12 protein-coding genes are annotated in these 15,007 nt (G+C 65.5%); 3 read left to right on the top strand and 9 right to left on the bottom strand.

All coding sequences use genetic code 11. The features are described from left to right. Positions 1-66 precede the first annotated feature (66 nt). The 3 genes from FK256_RS02150 to FK256_RS02140 form a co-directional block, all read right to left on the bottom strand. A complete protein-coding gene (locus FK256_RS02150) occupies positions 67-1,437 on the bottom strand; it encodes a PAS domain-containing protein (protein ID WP_141423514.1) in 1,371 nt (456 codons plus the stop codon). An 847-nt stretch (positions 1,438-2,284) separates the two neighbouring features. Continuing rightward, entirely contained in the window at positions 2,285-3,352 is a 1,068-nt protein-coding gene (locus FK256_RS02145) for an LLM class flavin-dependent oxidoreductase (protein WP_141423513.1), read from the bottom strand. A 65-nt stretch (positions 3,353-3,417) separates the two neighbouring features. Beyond that, positions 3,418-3,927: a methyltransferase family protein gene (locus FK256_RS02140; RefSeq protein WP_141423512.1), complete on the bottom strand. Its 510-nt coding sequence runs from the start codon at positions 3,925-3,927 to the stop codon at positions 3,418-3,420. A gap of 212 nt (positions 3,928-4,139) precedes the next feature. Here FK256_RS02140 and FK256_RS02135 point away from each other — a divergent pair, with 212 nt between their 5' ends. Continuing rightward, on the top strand, positions 4,140-5,642 hold the full coding sequence (locus FK256_RS02135) for a hypothetical protein (protein WP_141423511.1): 1,503 nt from the start codon (positions 4,140-4,142) through the stop codon (positions 5,640-5,642). A 93-nt stretch (positions 5,643-5,735) separates the two neighbouring features. Here the strand turns inward: FK256_RS02135 and FK256_RS02130 are convergent, their stop codons facing one another. The 5 genes from FK256_RS02130 to FK256_RS02110 form a co-directional block, all read right to left on the bottom strand. Next, positions 5,736-7,391 (bottom strand): MDR family MFS transporter, encoded by a 1,656-nt coding sequence (locus FK256_RS02130; RefSeq protein ID WP_141423510.1) that lies wholly within the window; start codon positions 7,389-7,391, stop codon positions 5,736-5,738. 73 nt (positions 7,392-7,464) lie between these two features. Continuing rightward, entirely contained in the window at positions 7,465-8,181 is a 717-nt protein-coding gene (locus FK256_RS02125; protein WP_141423509.1) for a TetR/AcrR family transcriptional regulator, read from the bottom strand. Positions 8,182-8,596: 415 nt separating this feature from the next. After that, positions 8,597-8,983, bottom strand: a complete 387-nt coding sequence (locus tag FK256_RS02120) for a VOC family protein (protein ID WP_034472333.1) — start codon at positions 8,981-8,983, stop codon at positions 8,597-8,599. Between the two features lie 176 nt (positions 8,984-9,159). Further along, positions 9,160-9,609, bottom strand: coding sequence for an RpiB/LacA/LacB family sugar-phosphate isomerase (locus tag FK256_RS02115; RefSeq protein WP_141423508.1), 450 nt, complete (start codon positions 9,607-9,609; stop codon positions 9,160-9,162). A gap of 55 nt (positions 9,610-9,664) precedes the next feature. Then, positions 9,665-10,489 carry a class I SAM-dependent methyltransferase gene (locus tag FK256_RS02110; protein ID WP_141423507.1) on the bottom strand — a complete coding sequence of 275 codons (825 nt, stop codon included), beginning with the start codon at positions 10,487-10,489 and terminating at the stop codon, positions 9,665-9,667. Positions 10,490-10,702: 213 nt separating this feature from the next. Here FK256_RS02110 and FK256_RS02105 point away from each other — a divergent pair, with 213 nt between their 5' ends. Beyond that, positions 10,703-11,299: an STM3941 family protein gene (locus FK256_RS02105; RefSeq protein ID WP_009234207.1), complete on the top strand. Its 597-nt coding sequence runs from the start codon at positions 10,703-10,705 to the stop codon at positions 11,297-11,299. A gap of 102 nt (positions 11,300-11,401) precedes the next feature. Here FK256_RS02105 and FK256_RS02100 read toward each other — a convergent pair whose 3' ends face one another. Then, a complete protein-coding gene (locus FK256_RS02100) occupies positions 11,402-11,638 on the bottom strand; it encodes a hypothetical protein (protein WP_141423506.1) in 237 nt (78 codons plus the stop codon). 500 nt (positions 11,639-12,138) lie between these two features. Here FK256_RS02100 and FK256_RS02095 point away from each other — a divergent pair, with 500 nt between their 5' ends. Continuing rightward, positions 12,139-14,763, top strand: coding sequence for a sialidase family protein (locus tag FK256_RS02095; RefSeq protein ID WP_141423505.1), 2,625 nt, complete (start codon positions 12,139-12,141; stop codon positions 14,761-14,763). Positions 14,764-15,007 lie beyond the last annotated feature (244 nt).

The following is a 15,007-nucleotide window of genomic DNA, read 5'->3' as shown; positions in this document are numbered from 1 at the left end:
CGAATGCATGCGTTCGCCCAAGCGGCACCTGTCTGCGTCCGTTGGCGCGGTTCCGCCCCACAGGGCTCAGCTCGGGGCTACGACGCCGGCCGCCGCCGTGAAGGCACTCAGAGCCGCCCGCAGATCCCCGGCGCCGTCGGCGACATCGACGCCCTGACTGATGGCCTGGCAGCGAGCGGCCAGCTCGTCAAGCTCAGCCAGGCGCTGACCGACAGACTCGACCACTCCGGAGGCGGCGGCGGACAGCTCTGCGGCCTCTGCCGGCAGGGCGGGATCGGTTGAGGCCGGGGAGCCGGTCCACAGCATGAGGAGCTGGTTGGGAATCGTCATCATCCGGCTGACCTCACCAATGTACGCAACAACCTGGGTCGCGAGCGTGCTGTAAGTCCGGGCCTGGCGCTCCATCTCGGCAACGCCGTCGTCGAGGGACTCGATGAGGTCGGGAATGGCCTCTGCCGAGTACTGCGGGTCGCCGGCACCGTCGATGAGCTCAACGGTGAACAGCGAGGTGGTGGTGGCGTGCAGACGAGCCAGGGCGATACGGGAACGGGTCCTGGCGCCGTTGGTGTCGAGCTGGGCCAGGGTGTCGACGAGCCGGGCGACCAGGGGGCTGACCAGGCTCTGCATCTGGGACCACAGGTCCAGCAGGTCCGCCAGGGGCTTGACCCGGGTATCGGAGCGGTCCAGGGCGGCGATCCGCGTGGGGCCCAGGCGCGGGTCCTCCAGGGTCCGGGTCAGGCCCTTGCCCGCGGCCTTGAGCGAGGCCGACAGCTCGGCGAGCTGCTGCTGGCCGGCCATCCAGGAGTCGAGCCCGGTGGCGATGGTGGTGACCGAATCGAGCATGACGCGCAGGTCCCCGGTGGCATCGGGGCGCACCGGGACGCCGTCGGAGAGTTCTTCGCGGCGCGCTACCTCCGCCGGCAGGGCGGTGTTCTGGAACTCCTCGTACGAGGACAGGCCCGCCCCGGCCAGTAGCTCGGCGATACGGCCGAGCCCCTGTTCGGCCGCCGCCCGGCGGTTGGCGCCGTCGGCGATGGCCCGATCCTCCACGGCGCGGGCATCGCGGTAGATGGTGCAGGCGGTGTCGAACAGGTCCGTGCACACCGGCCGGGTGCGCACCGAGAGATAGCCCCCGTCGGACAGCGGGGTGACGGCGGCGAAGACGTCGTACTCGCTGCCGTCGGCGGCGAGGTTGCGCACGTAGGCGGCGAAGGGATTGCCGGTCTTGAGGGTGTCCCACATGGCCTTGAAGGCGCCGCCGGGCATCTCCGGGTGGCGGATGATGTTGTGCGGGGCACCGGAGAGCTCGTCGCGTCGGTAGCGGGAGAGCTCGATGAACACATTGTTCGAGTGACGAATGACGCCGCGCGCGTCAGTGGTGGAGAAGAAGAGCTGGTCCACGCCCACCTCATGGGTGGCTCCGGTGACCTTAGGCATAAGCGAGTGCTCCTTGAAGAGATCGGGGCGCGACGGCGTCCGGCGCGGCGAGACGGGTATTCCTCACCTTCCGCCCGCTGATTTCCGGTTGGACGGCTGAACAATACACCCCGTTTCCGAAATGAGATCTGATAATTCGCTATAAATGACCGATCGCACGGCATGCCGATTGGGTGAGATGTGCGTCTTTTCACTGACCACAACAGTCCCCTTGTGCGGGGGTCACATTTTTTCACCGACGCTCCAACACGCAGCCCCTCTGAGAACTTTCGACCATCAATAATGATCGACAGAAAGCAGCGGAATCAGAACCCGAAGGAACACTAACGGGGACGCCTATACGTTTTAAAGCTACCCACCAAGACGGAGTCGACTGCATAACACCGGAACCCAACCCGACAACCCCATGAAAACAGAATAAATAACATGGAGAGACTTCCCAGACAACTCTCAGCTATATTGGAGTGCCCCTACAGGAGTAGCGGGTTACATAGTAACTGCCGCCGGACGGAACCGGTCGCGAGGGTTGGGGAGCCCGATGACCGATCGGATTTCGAGGCCGCTTCGGGTTGATAGGGAGCCCGACGCGAGTCGTTCTGGCGAAGGAGGGCGAGTCCCCCTGGAGTTATGGGAATCCAGGGAGATGCCACCCTCAACGACACGGGCCTGTGGGGCCCGGGCGAGTCCCGGACCCCACAGGCCACGTCATGTTCAAGCCGACCCGTCGCCCCCGTCTTCGCGGTGCTCTATCGCCGGCCCGTTTCCTTTCACTTTTTGGTCGTATCCCCCGTCTCAGACGAATATCGGCGTCCTCTTCACCGTCTTCGGATGTCCCCGATCAGTGCAGCTACTCCTCCGGGGCGTCACTCATCACCGGTCCGGCTGTGTTGGGCCGCCAGCCCAGTGCCGGGGCGACGTGCTCGGCGAAGGCCTGGAGGATGTGGAGATTGAAGTCGACGCCGAGCTGGCTGGGGATGGTGAGCATGACGGTGTCGGCGGCGCGGAGCGCCTCGTCCCCGGCAAGCTGCTCGATGAGAACATCGGGCTCGGCGGCGTAGGTGCGTCCGAAGGTCGACTGCAGGCCGTCGATGATGCCGATCTGGTCGTGGGAGTCCTCGCCGCGCAGGGCGAAGAACCTGCGGTCGGCGTCGGAGACGATCGGGAAGATGGAGCGCGAGACGCTCACGCGCGGGGTCCAGTCATGACCAGCCTCCTTCCACGTCTCCCGGTAGCGGCGGATCTGCTCGGCCTGGAGGTGGGAGAAGCCCTCGCCAGTGGCCTCGGTCAGGAGGGTGGAGCTCATGAGGTTCAGGCCCTGACGGGCGGTCCACTCGGCGGTCTCGCGCGAGCCGGCACCCCACCAGATGCGGCGATCCACACCGGGGGCATGCGGCTCGATGCGCAGGCGGGAGGACGCACCGGGAGCCATACCGTTGCTGGTATCGAGGTCGGCCTGCGGGACGCCCCGGACGGCGTCGAGGAACTGAGCGGTGTGGGCGCGGGCGACGTCGGCCCCGCGCGGGTCGGCGCCACCGACGTAGCCGAAGGTCTCCCAGCCGCGCCGGGCCTGCTCCGGGGAGCCGCGGGAGATGCCGATGGCGATGCGCTGGTCGGTGAGCAGGTCAAGGGCGGCGACCTCCTCGGCCAGGTGGAGAGGGTTCTCGTAGCGCATGTCGATGACACCGGTGCCAACCTCGATGCGCTTGGTACGTGCGCCGGCCGCGGAGAGCAGCGGGATGGGGGCGGCGGCCTGGCGGGCATAGTGGTGAACGCGCCAGTAGGCGCCGTTGACACCGATCTCGTCGGCGCCGACCGCAATCTCGACGGCGTCCTTAAGCGCTTGGCCGGCGTCGGGGTCGCCAGGACCCCGACCGTGTCCGTAGTGTCCGAAACTGAGGAACCCGAATGCTTTCATGCAACCTTCAACTACATGAGTTCACGGATCATTCCGGCCGACCGCGCGAGCCGCATCACCCGACCTCAGGCGTCGCGCATCTTCAGCTCGTGACCGGGGTCGTCCATCGACGCACCTCGAGTACCCAGCCAGCGAGGAACGGCCTTCTTGTAGTCGAGATAGGCCTGCCCGAACCTCGCCTCCAGCGCCTTCTCCTCCGCCGGGATCTGGTGTCGGTCGATCAGCCAGACGAATCCGATCAGCGGGATCACGGCAGAAGGGCTCCTGCGCGCAATCGCGTGCGCAAGCAGTGCTCCCGCCAGGCCTACGTACATGGGATTGCGCGTCAGTCGGTTGGGACCGTCCACAACGAGGCACTGCGCGCGCTCGACTCTTATCGGATCGACCGTCGTGTGGTGCCGAAGAAAACTGCTTGCACTTCCAGCGAGCAAACAGAACGAGACCCCGAGTACCGGAGCAGCCACCGCCATCGACGACGGCGTCATTCTCCGACCACGAGTCACGGCGCTCTGCGCCAGCCCCGCCATCGCCAGCAGCACTGCCGGTGGCGGTCGTCTGAACCTCTCGATCACCATGCCATCCTCTCACCCATGACGGCCTGATGGAGAGCCGGGCTCAACCGTTATGGAAGCACTGGGCCACCAGAGCCTCGACCTGGATGCGGGCGTCGGCGATCTCCTCTCGCAAATCTACCTGTTGGGCAGAACTTCCCTGGACGCCTCCAGCGATCTCCACTAGCCTTTCGAGGCATTGATCGACCTCCTATGTTCCCAACGGAGTCAACGAGATGCCTTCCGATCATCAGCGCAACGGCGACAGCCCCAATGCCCCCGGCGCATCCGCCACCGGGGCCGCGCACCCGCCCCCACACCCCGAGAAGCGCTCCTTCGCCTACCGTGCGGGTATAAGGCTCGGTAGGAGGATGACGCTGGCATGCAGCGCTATCTCGACAGTACTGTTCGCCTTCTGCATGGCATGGTTCTTCGCTTTCGCGATGGTGATATCGAGTCTCGCTCCGAGGTTCGATCCCGATGATCTCATCTTCCGGTGGACAGGGGGAGTCACTATCTCCTTCGCCTTCACTTTCCTCATGATCGCAGCCATCAGCTTCGCTCGCCAGCACGGATGGCTGGCCCCGCAACACGCCTTCGCGGCGAGCATCGTGTCCCTGGGATACGGCATCATCGACGCGGTGGCGGATATCGCCCTGGTGATCAACATCGAGACCGCGAACTCCGGTTCCCTTGAGTCGTCGCTCGGTCCGATCCAGCCGATACTCGGCCATCTTGATATGACGCTCCTACGCGCCTCCTGGGTCGTATGGGCGCTGGCGGCGGCAATCACCGTCAGCGGTCTGACCATCAGCAGACGTCTGGAACCAGGGCTACGGGCCATCGTCGGGCTCCTCGTCGGGGCTCTCCTGGCTCCGTTCACCTTCGCGGTGGATGCGTTCCTGTGGATGGGCGCGATCGTCGCTCCACTCGCGCTCTTCGCCATCACGAAGTCCTCCAACCGTCCCAAGCACCCCCCTTACCCGATTATGCGGCCCGCTCAGGGCCCGCTGATCGCCGACTGCAATGCGTCCTACCCATCTCAGTGGAAACAGGCAGTCGCTCCGTCGGCTGGGCCGGCACTTCCCTACACCGCACCGGTCAGGCCCTCGCCTCCTAAAATGTTTTCAAAGCCGGCCCGGCAGCGCCCGCTGAACATCCTGTCTGACAGACGAGTACTGTCCATTCGTCTCCTCGGCGCCTGCGCCACTGTCCTTGGAGCCCTGGCCGCCTGCTGCGTCATCGTGAGAATCACCGGGATCGTCACCTTCGCCTCACGAAGGACGCTCCTGGCCCTGGGGGTTCCCATCGGATTCATCGCCTTCATTCCCGTTCTCGTGGCGATCGGTCTGTGGGCCTCGGGGCGTTGCTCCCATAAGGCTGTGCATGTCTGGGCGCCAGTCGCCCTGGCCTGCGCCTCAGCCGTCGGATTCGCGGCGCTGTACTGGGTGGAGGCGACCGGTGGTGACAATGTTTCTGTTCTCCCGCTTCACAGCGTCCTTGCGCTCTGCTGCGGCACAGCGCTGATCTGGGCGATTCTGGTCTGGACTCCCTATCCTCCGAACATCCGAGTTCTCGGGGGAATCGCCCTGGGAATGGCATGTATGCTGCTCGCCATCATGTTCTTCCAGGACGCGATTTCCGTTCCTCCTGTTATCGGGCTGATTCTCGCCGGCGCATTCCCGCATCTCCGCCCATTGAAATTCCCCGAGCCGGCCGGCGCCCGCACTTCCGATTAGCGCGAGCAACGAGGCGGAAGAGCGCATGTGGGTGGTGGGAAGACCGTCGCCGGTCTCCTCACCACCCATATGTTGTTCCTCAGTCGCTGAGCTCTACTCCTTCGAAAGGCTCTCACCGGCCGACTCGCCGCCGGCAGGCTCACTGGCCTCGGCGATCTGCTCCATCCCGGTCTTCTGGGACAGGGGGACTTCGGGCAGGAAGATCGCGACGACGGAGGTCACCACGAATAGCGGGATCATCCAGCCGAAGATCGGCAGGAGGGCATCGGCGTAGGAGTTCGCGACGGCGTCATGCAGGGCGGCGGGCAGCTGGTTCACCAGGGCGGGAGTGAGCGAGGAGGTGTCGGCCTCCCGGAACTGGCCAAGAGAGGCCAGCACGGCAGGGTCGGCGCTGCGGGCCAGCTCCCCAATCCGATCGGTGAGGTTGGAGGTGAGGCCGGAGGAGAAGGCCGCACCGATGAGCGAGGCGCCCAGGGAGACGCCGACCTGGCGGAAGAAGTTATTGCCGCTGGTGACCGTACCCAAGTGCCTGGCCTCAATGGCGTTCTGCACCACGGTGACCAGGAGCTGGAAGAACATGCCAATGCCCGCTCCCATGAAGAAGGTGGCGGCCGAGATCTCCCAGACGGGCGACGTCGTCGACAGGCGCGAAAGCCAGAAGGAGGCGCCGGCGGCGACCAGGGGCCCCAGGACCGGGTAGATCTTGTAGCGGTCGATGCGTGAGACGAGGATGCCGGAGAGGATCGAGGAGACGAGCATCCCGATCGTGATGGGGACCAGGAGCAGGCCGGAGGCGGTGGCCGAGTACCCGTAGACCATCTGGAGGTAGGTGGGCAGGTAGCTCATGACGCCGATCATCCCGCCCATGGCGAGCATGCCGACCACCGTGGCCACGATGAAGGTGCGGTTGGTCAGGATCGACCAGGGCAGGATGGGGTCGGCGGCGCGGGTCTCGACGTAGGCGAACAGTCCCCAGCAGATCAGGCCCGCAGTGCCCAGGCCGATGATGACGGGGCTGGTCCACGCGTACTGGTTGCCGCCCCAGGTGGCCATGAGGACGATGGCGACGGCGCCGGCGTCCATGAACGCGAGCCCCCACCAGTCGACGGGGCTGGTCAGGCGGCTGCTGGGCAGGCGCAGCACCACGGCGATGGCGATGAAGGCGAGGACGCCCAGCGGCAGGTTGATCCAGAAAGTCCAGCGCCAGGAGACGGAATCGGTCAGCCAACCGCCGATGATGGGCCCCAAGATGGAGGCGATGCCGAACATGGCTCCCATGGGGGCCATGTAGGTGCCGCGTACGCGCGGCGGGATGAGGTCGCCGGTGATCGCCTGGGAGGAGATCATGAGACCGCCGCCGCCGAGGCCCTGGATGAAGCGGTAGATGATGAGCTGGGTCATCGTGTTGGCGGTCCCGCACAGGGCCGAGCCGACCAGGAACAGGGCGATGGCCACCAGGAAGAGGTTCTTTCGGCCCACGAGGTCGCCGAGCTTGCCGTAAACCGGCATGGCTACGGTGACGGCCAGGGTGTAGGCGGTCAGGATCCAGGCCATGTGGGCGGCACCGCCGAGGTCACCCACGATGGTGGGCAGGGCGGTACCGACGATGGTCTGGTCCATGGCGGACAGGAACATGACGACCAGGAGCGAGGCGTAGACCGCCCAGAAACGGCGGTCAGGGTGGAAGTCGGCCCCCGGCTCGTGGAGGGTGGTACCGGCGGGCACCGGCGTCGAGGTGCTTTGAGTCACGGATACGACCTTTACGGTTGAGGCAGGCGGGTAAAACGAACAGTAAGGAGGACTGAGAGAGCCGAGTGCGCGACTAGCCCGGCGAGTGCGACGGCGTCAGACCGCCGGAGGCGCCGAAGGCCGCTTCTGCAGAGCGAGGGGGAGCGACGACGTCGGAGATCGCCTCGACCATGGCGCGGACGGCGTCTGCCAAGCGGACCTCGGGACGCTGGTCCGAGGCTTCGGGCACCTCGGCTCGTACCGGTGCCTCCTCTCGGCGCTGCTCCCAGGGATGAGCGCGCCCGCACCACAGGTCCATGGCGCTGCGCTGGATCGCCATGGCCAGGGCGACGACGGCGCGAGCGCGCGGGTCGTCGGGTTCCGTGCCCAGGCGACGGCCGGCGGCCTCGGTCAGGGAGACGGCAATGGCACGTAGGCGCTCGTGGATGGTTCGCTCGATCTCCGGGTTGTCTCGCACGATCTCTGGGAAGGACAGGAGCCATCCACGCTCGGACTCGACGGCCTCGGCGCCGGAGGCGAGCAGGGTTCCCAGGTCCTCCAGGAGGCTTCCGGAACCGTTGACGAAGGCCTCGACGGCCTCGGACTCAGGGGCCTCCAGACCGACGACGAGGAGATCGGCCTTGGAGGAGAAGTGGTTGAAGACGGTGCGTCGAGAGACGCCCGCGAGGGCTGCGACATCGTCGACCGTCATGGCGGCATAGCCGCGCTCCCTGGTCAGGGTGAGCGCGGCAGCACGGATGGCGACGCGGGTGCGTTGTGCATGGGTGGCGCGCAGGTCGGTTCCGGTCACGCACTCATATTGCACTCAGTGTAGTCTTGCACTCAATGCAAGTTCGCGCGAGGTTCCTCACGAAGACGCCATCTCACGCCGCCCACCAGCCCCACCGAAGACTGCGAACCGGACGCCAACGTTGCACAAGCAAGTCGTCCATGACACCTTACGACCCAAGGTGTCACACATCGGATGTCATCTAACAATGGACATATTGATCCAATAGGCGGCAGGACGCTGCGACGCCATGCACAGCGCGACCGTCCAGGATGTACTGGGCGGTGTCCAAATCGGATACAAAGGCTCACCCCCAGCTCGGACACACAGAAAGAAACCGCATGATTCCGCGGTTCAGTCAGCAACCACATCGGACCTCAGGCTCCTTTGTATCCGATTTGGACACGGAACGCCTCCTTCGGTACCCGAGCGGATCTCAGGCACTCTCGTAGAGAGCGATCTCGACGAGGTTCCGATCGGGGTCGCGCACGTAGAGGCTGCGGATAGCGCCACGGGCGCCTGTCCGCTTGACGGGGCCGAGCTCCACGGGGACCGCCTTGGCGGCAAGATGCTCACGAATCTCGTCGATCGTACCGTCAGCAACCAGACACAGGTCCGCGCTCCCAGGGATGGGCTGCGTGGCATGCGGAGCAATCGGATCGTCCGCCGCATGGAGGTTGATCTTCTGGTCCCCGAAGCGCAGTGCCGTTCGCCCATGCCCGAAGGTGATGATCTCCATGCCCAGAACCCGCGAATAGAAGTCGACGCTTGCCTCGATGGAGTGGACCGTCAGAACAATGTGGTCAATGCCGGTGATACGCACCGAGCAATTGTCCCAGATACCCTGGGACTGACCGCAGTGGGCCAGTTCCTCACCGAGGGGCGAACGGCTGTGGAGCACCGCCTGGCCGGCGCACGCTTCGACACCAGGACCCTGGGGCGGCGCGCGCAGTTCCCGCACGACCTGTGCGACGTCAGGTGTCTCACGCAGAACCACTTTCAGGAGTGGAGGTGCACCTCGTAAGCCTCGATCTCGCCAACCTTGGGGCCGTAGCTGCTAGTGGGATCGTGGCGCAGGTCGAGCCAGATATCGATGAGCGCCCGGGCAGCGGGTGCCGCAATGACGTTCTGCCCCATGCACAGGATCTGGGCGTCGTAGTTCTCCACCGAGCCGCGTACGGTGATCAGGTCATGCGCGGTCGCCGCACGCACTCCCGGGACCTTGTTGGCGGCAATGGCGGTTCCGATGCCGGTACCGCAGATGAGAACACCACGGTCGGCCCTCCCCTCGGCGACCGCTCTGGCGACCTGGAAGGAGACCTCCGGGTAAGTGATGTCCGGCGCGGACAGGTCGACGACGTCGTTCACGCGCTCATCCTCGACCAACAGCTCTTCGATGGCGTCCTTCAGGAGGGCTCCGTTGCCCGGAGCGCCGATGGCGATTCGCATGTCCCCAAGTCTCTCAGGCCTCATCACGGAAGGCGAGTCGACCGCGATCAACGTGTCAGCGAGACTCCCCTACGACGGCAAAATCGGCGATGACCTCGTAGAGAGCCCGGCTCTCCCTCATCTTGGCGAAGCCATCGAGTACCTGCGCAGGAAGGACTAAGGGATCAGCGGCGTAGGAGGACAGGTCGAAGTTCACCCTGATCTGGGATACGTGAGAGCTCCAGGTGTGTGCAGCGCAGGGGTCGGCGACCCGGAAGGGCATGGGGGCCGCATCGATTCCTCGATCCCGTACGGCCTGCTCGCTCATCGCGACCATCTCCGGGGACTCGGCGTCGTAGATCAGACGGCCACCGGGAAAGCGGCGGGCCATCGCACTGACGAGGTCTCGAACTGAACTGCTCTCCAGGAAGTAGAAGACCCCGGAGGCCACGGCAATCAGTCCGCCACTGGCGTCGACCTCATCCATCCAGCGGTGATCGGTCAAGGAGAAGGGCAGTTCCCGCTCTCGCTCATGGGGCTCGGCCCAGGCGCGTCGGGCTTCGAGAACGCCGGGGAAGTCGAGGTTGTGGATCAGCGCCCGACCGTTGTCGACCTCGTCGACGAGTCGATCCAGTCCGCATCCGAGATCGACGACGGCGGCTCCGGGGCGAGTCTCCAGGTAGCGCCGGATCTCCGTGACAGCCGCAAGGTGGCGCAAGGCGTAGATGGCGGCGGGCATCTCACCCATATCCATGTTCTCGATACCAGGGTGAACGGCGGAGACCATGGAGACCAGGCGCTCGGACCAGGAGTCCCGGAAGCAGCTCGGCCAACTCCGCGCAGCACGGGCCCGCCCCAGGAGCGGGAAGAAAAGAGTCTCCTGAACCCCAGCGTCGATCATGGTCCACACCCTAAGAGGCAGCGTCACTCATGTCGATATTGACAATCAAGTGCATGAGTGGGGTGGGTGCGACCTTCGTCCACAGAACGCGGACATGGGGGCGACAGAAAACGTGATCTGCATCGCAATATAGCGGCCGTCGGGCGTCACTGCGTCTCACATGACAGCATCGAACTCGACGTCAGAGCACACAGAGGAGAGGAGGAGCGGCCGATGCCACAAAGAGAGGAGCGCGTCGCACAGCACCTCGGAGTGCTGGAGCGCGACGGCACCCTGGTCATTCCCTCATCTCGAACTCGGCTCATCCTCAAGCTCATCGTCTTCAGCGTCTTCACGGCGATCAGCGCTGCCATCATCCTTACCGCACCAGCAGCACCCGGCAACTCGGCGGCACCCCTGGTACTACTGACGATGGGACTCGCACTCTCCGCCCTGTTTTTACTCGCATCCGTGGCAACCTACAGGCAGTTGACTCAGAGGATTCGGTTGGTGCTCACATTCCAGGGACTGAGGCTAGAGAACGCGAACGGCAACATCATCGAACAGGTAGAATGGCGCGACGTTGAAGGCTTCCGGGCAATACGCTCCCGCGCAGGAACAATAGCCGCCATTCACTATTATCTGACCGATACCGGGAGGGAGCGTCGACGCGAATTCCTGGCCACCGACCCGATCGGCAGAAACCAGTTCCTCGTACTTAAGGTTTCCTGGGCAGGGAAAAGCAAATCAGTCGCCCTCCCTTCAGGATTCGCCGTCTCAAACGCCGATCTGATCGAGCTCCTCGAGAAGGCTCGTCATCGTTACCGATAGAGAACACCAGCCAAGTCCGAGCCGCAAGTACGGACGTCAACGCGGCGGAACTAGGCAGGTAGAACGCTCTTCAGGTCACCAGCACGATCCTTGCGGCATCGCTCAGCCGATCATGTAGACCATGCCGCGCCCGCTCCCGACGAGCACATCAGCAAATCGACAGGCCGCCCGAAGATAGCTGGCAACATAGGACATACGTTCTCCACCACTGACTCCATCACCGTGTTCCGGTATCGGCACACCCTCTTCCAGGCACAACGACTTCAAGTCCAAACTGATCACCTTCATCTCTTCAGGTCTCAGCACCCTGACCCACGGCTCCCACCCCATTCCGAACATGCACACTTTTCCTTCTCAACAGCATATGCATAGTATCGAATTCCCATGACACTATCGTGCAGGATGACCTGCAAGGTAAACACCCCGACCACCCCGCCCTGGGGATAACGTTCTTCGTCCACAGCTTGCGATCACCGAACATTCCCGACATCCTGCGCTCGACACAATCGATTGAGCGCAGATGGATTCACGTGAGGCGATCCGGCAAGTTCCAGCAGGGGTCACGCGGCCGAATCAACACCACTGAGCGCTCCGACTCGGCCCACCGGCGCTGCGCGGTCACCGGGCCCCAAGGCCATCCCGGTCGACGCCACCACAGGCACCGCCGGCCCGCCAGCCTCTGTCGAGCGGACCACAGGCCAGCCCCGAGAGCCTGACGACTCGCACAACTTTGCAGATTCGCAACAATCCGTTACCTTATCGTAAGACGTCAGACATCCTTCGTCGGCGTTCCCCACCCAGAGAGGCAAGGCCGCCTCGTCACCCCGAACGGAACCCATATGAGAAAACCCCACCCCTCCGCCCTGAGGCGCCTCTCGGCTCTCCTGAGCTCGATGGCCCTCGCCGTCACCGGCATGATCGCCGCCGCGCCCCCGGCGCACGCCACTCCCACAGCCGACGGCCTGATGGACGTCACCATCACTCAGGTGAACGCTCCCGAGGACAGCCTCTACGCCATCGGCGACGTCATGACCTTCAACATCACCCTTACCAACACCAGCAGTGAGGCCCACTCCTTCGCCCCGGCCTCGACGAACCTGTCCGGCAACGTCACCAAGTGCCGCTGGCGCAACGTCCCCGCCGGGGTGACCAAGACCGACTGCGCTGGCCTGGCCACACACACGGTGACCGCCGAGGACCTCAAGGCCGGCGGCTTCACCCCGCAGATCGCCTATGAGGTCAAGGCAGTTGAGTACGCCGGCCAGGCCCTCAACACCCCGGAGACGATCAGCGGCGACACGAGCCCGATCAAGCCTGCCTCACTGCGGGTCGAGTCCTTCACGCCGTCGGCGAGCCAGGAGACCTACAAGCTGGGAGACACCGTCAGCTACACGGTGCGCGTGCGCTCGGTCGCCGATAAGACGATCAACGTCGCCGCCACCGACTCCTCCTTCGACGACCTGGACCGCCAGTGCCACTGGGACAATCTCAAGCCGGGCAAGGGCGCTGTCTACAACTGCAAGCCGCTCACCCACACGATCACGCAGGCCGACGTCGACGCCGGCCGGTGGACGCCGTCGATCACGCTGACTGCAACCGGCACCGACGGCGCCGCCCTCCAGACACTCACCGCCGCCGGTGATCCGATCAGCGTCGTCGGCCAGCACCCGCAGGCGGAGCCGGCCCCGGCGCCCGACGCCAGCACCGAGCTTCCCGCCTCGATGAGCCAGGCCCAGCACCTGGCCGCCAACACGGCGAGCGACAACTACCGCATCCCGGCGATCACCACCGCTCCCAACGGGGACCTGCTGGTCTCCTACGACGAGCGACCCAAGGACAACGGCAACAAGGGCGGGGACGCCCCCAACCCGAACCACATCGTCCAGCGCCGCTCCACCGACGGCGGCAAGACCTGGTCGGCGCCCACATACATCCACCAGGGCACGGAAACGGGCCAGAAGGTCGGCTACTCCGACCCGAGCTACGTCGTCGACAACCAGACGGGTACGATCTTCAACTTCCACGTCAAGTCCTTCGATCAGGGCTGGAGCGGCTCGAGGGCCGGCACCGACCCGGAGGACCGCAACGTCATCCAGGCCGAGGTCTCCTCCTCCACCGACAACGGCTGGACCTGGACGCACCGCACCATCACCGCGGACATCACGAAGGACAACCCCTGGGTCTCGCGCTTCGCGGCCTCGGGCCAGGGGATCCAGATCCGCCAGGGCGCCCACGCCGGACGCCTGGTGCAGCAGTACACGATCAAGACCTCCGCAGAAGCGGTACAGGCGGTCTCCGTCTACTCCGACGACCACGGACAGACCTGGCAGGCCGGTAAGCCGACCGGCACCGGGATGGATGAGAACAAGGTCGTCGAGCTCTCCGACGGCTCCCTCATGCTCAACTCGCGCGCCTCTGACGGCACGGGCTTCCGCAAGGTGGCCACCTCCACCGACGGCGGGCAGACCTGGAGCGAACCGGCCAGCGACAAGAACCTGCCCGACTCGGTGGACAACGCCCAGATCATTCGGGCCTTCCCGAACGCCGCTCCCGGCGACTCGCGCGCCAAGGTGCTGCTGCTGAGCCACTCGCCGAACCCGACGCCGTGGTCGCGCGACCGCGGCACCATCTCGATGTCCTGCGACGACGGCGCCTCCTGGGTGACCGGCAAAGTCTTCCACGAGCCCTTCGTCGGCTACACGACGATCGCAGTGCAGTCCGACGGCAGCATCGGGCTGCTCAGCGAGGACGCCAGCGAAGGCGCGAACTACGGCGGCATCTGGTACCGCAACTTCACCATGGCTTGGGTCGGCGACCAGTGCACGCAGGCCCCGAGCCCGTCGCCGAGCCCCTCACTGTCTGCCGAGCCGACCACAGCCCCGAGTGCTGAGCCGACGTCTACGCCGAGCAGTGCGCCCACCGCGGGGCCGACCACCGAGCCCGCACCGGAACCGAGCAGCGCGCCGACTGCTCCTACCACCGAGCCCTCTGCAGGGCCGGAGCCGTCTGCCGAACCCTCGCAGGGGCCGACGGCGGAGCCTTCAACCGCGCCCTCCCAGCAGCCCAGCGCCACGCCGTCGGGACAGCCGAGTGGACACCCGAGCTCTGCTCCCGCGCCGAGCCGGACGCAGCAAGCTCCATCGACGGCGAGCTCGCGGGCGACCTCCCTGCCAACGCCGTCCAGTCAGCCATCGTCGAGCGCGAGCCCGGCGCCGAGCCAGACTCCGGGGACGACGTCTGCGCCCAGTACGCAGCCCGACGAGATCGACCGGCCGACTGACGGCGCCATGGCGCAGCCGACCAACGGGGCCAATGCTCCGGGCGCCTCGGCAACGGGGGCTACAACGAAGCCGGGGCATGGCCTGTCCCAGACGGGCGCCAACGCGCTGCTGGTCCTGGGCCTTGCGACCGCCGGGATCATGGGCGGCTACCTGATTCTGCGGGTGCGTCGCACGAAGAACTGAACACGCGATGAGCCGGCTCGATCCGGCTCTGAGCACTGACTGAGGGGTGGGATGCCGGCGCGTCCCACCCCTCAGTGCTGTCCTCCTCAGCGGCACGGCCCAACCGTGGACCGGGCTCGCCACCGATGCCGGATGCCGGCTGGCGGCTGCAGGCCGGCCCCGGGCCGGAGGCTGTTGTCCTTCAGCCGCAGGCCGCAGGGTAGAGAGATTCGCGTGAGTGACCTCTCTGCTCACATCCGGCGAG

The organism is Actinomyces johnsonii (assembly GCF_006546835.1).
Classification (GTDB): Bacteria; Actinomycetota; Actinomycetes; order Actinomycetales; family Actinomycetaceae; genus Actinomyces; species Actinomyces johnsonii.
Note: the sequence above shows the minus strand (reverse complement) of the source record. Positions and strands in the feature narration are given on the sequence as shown.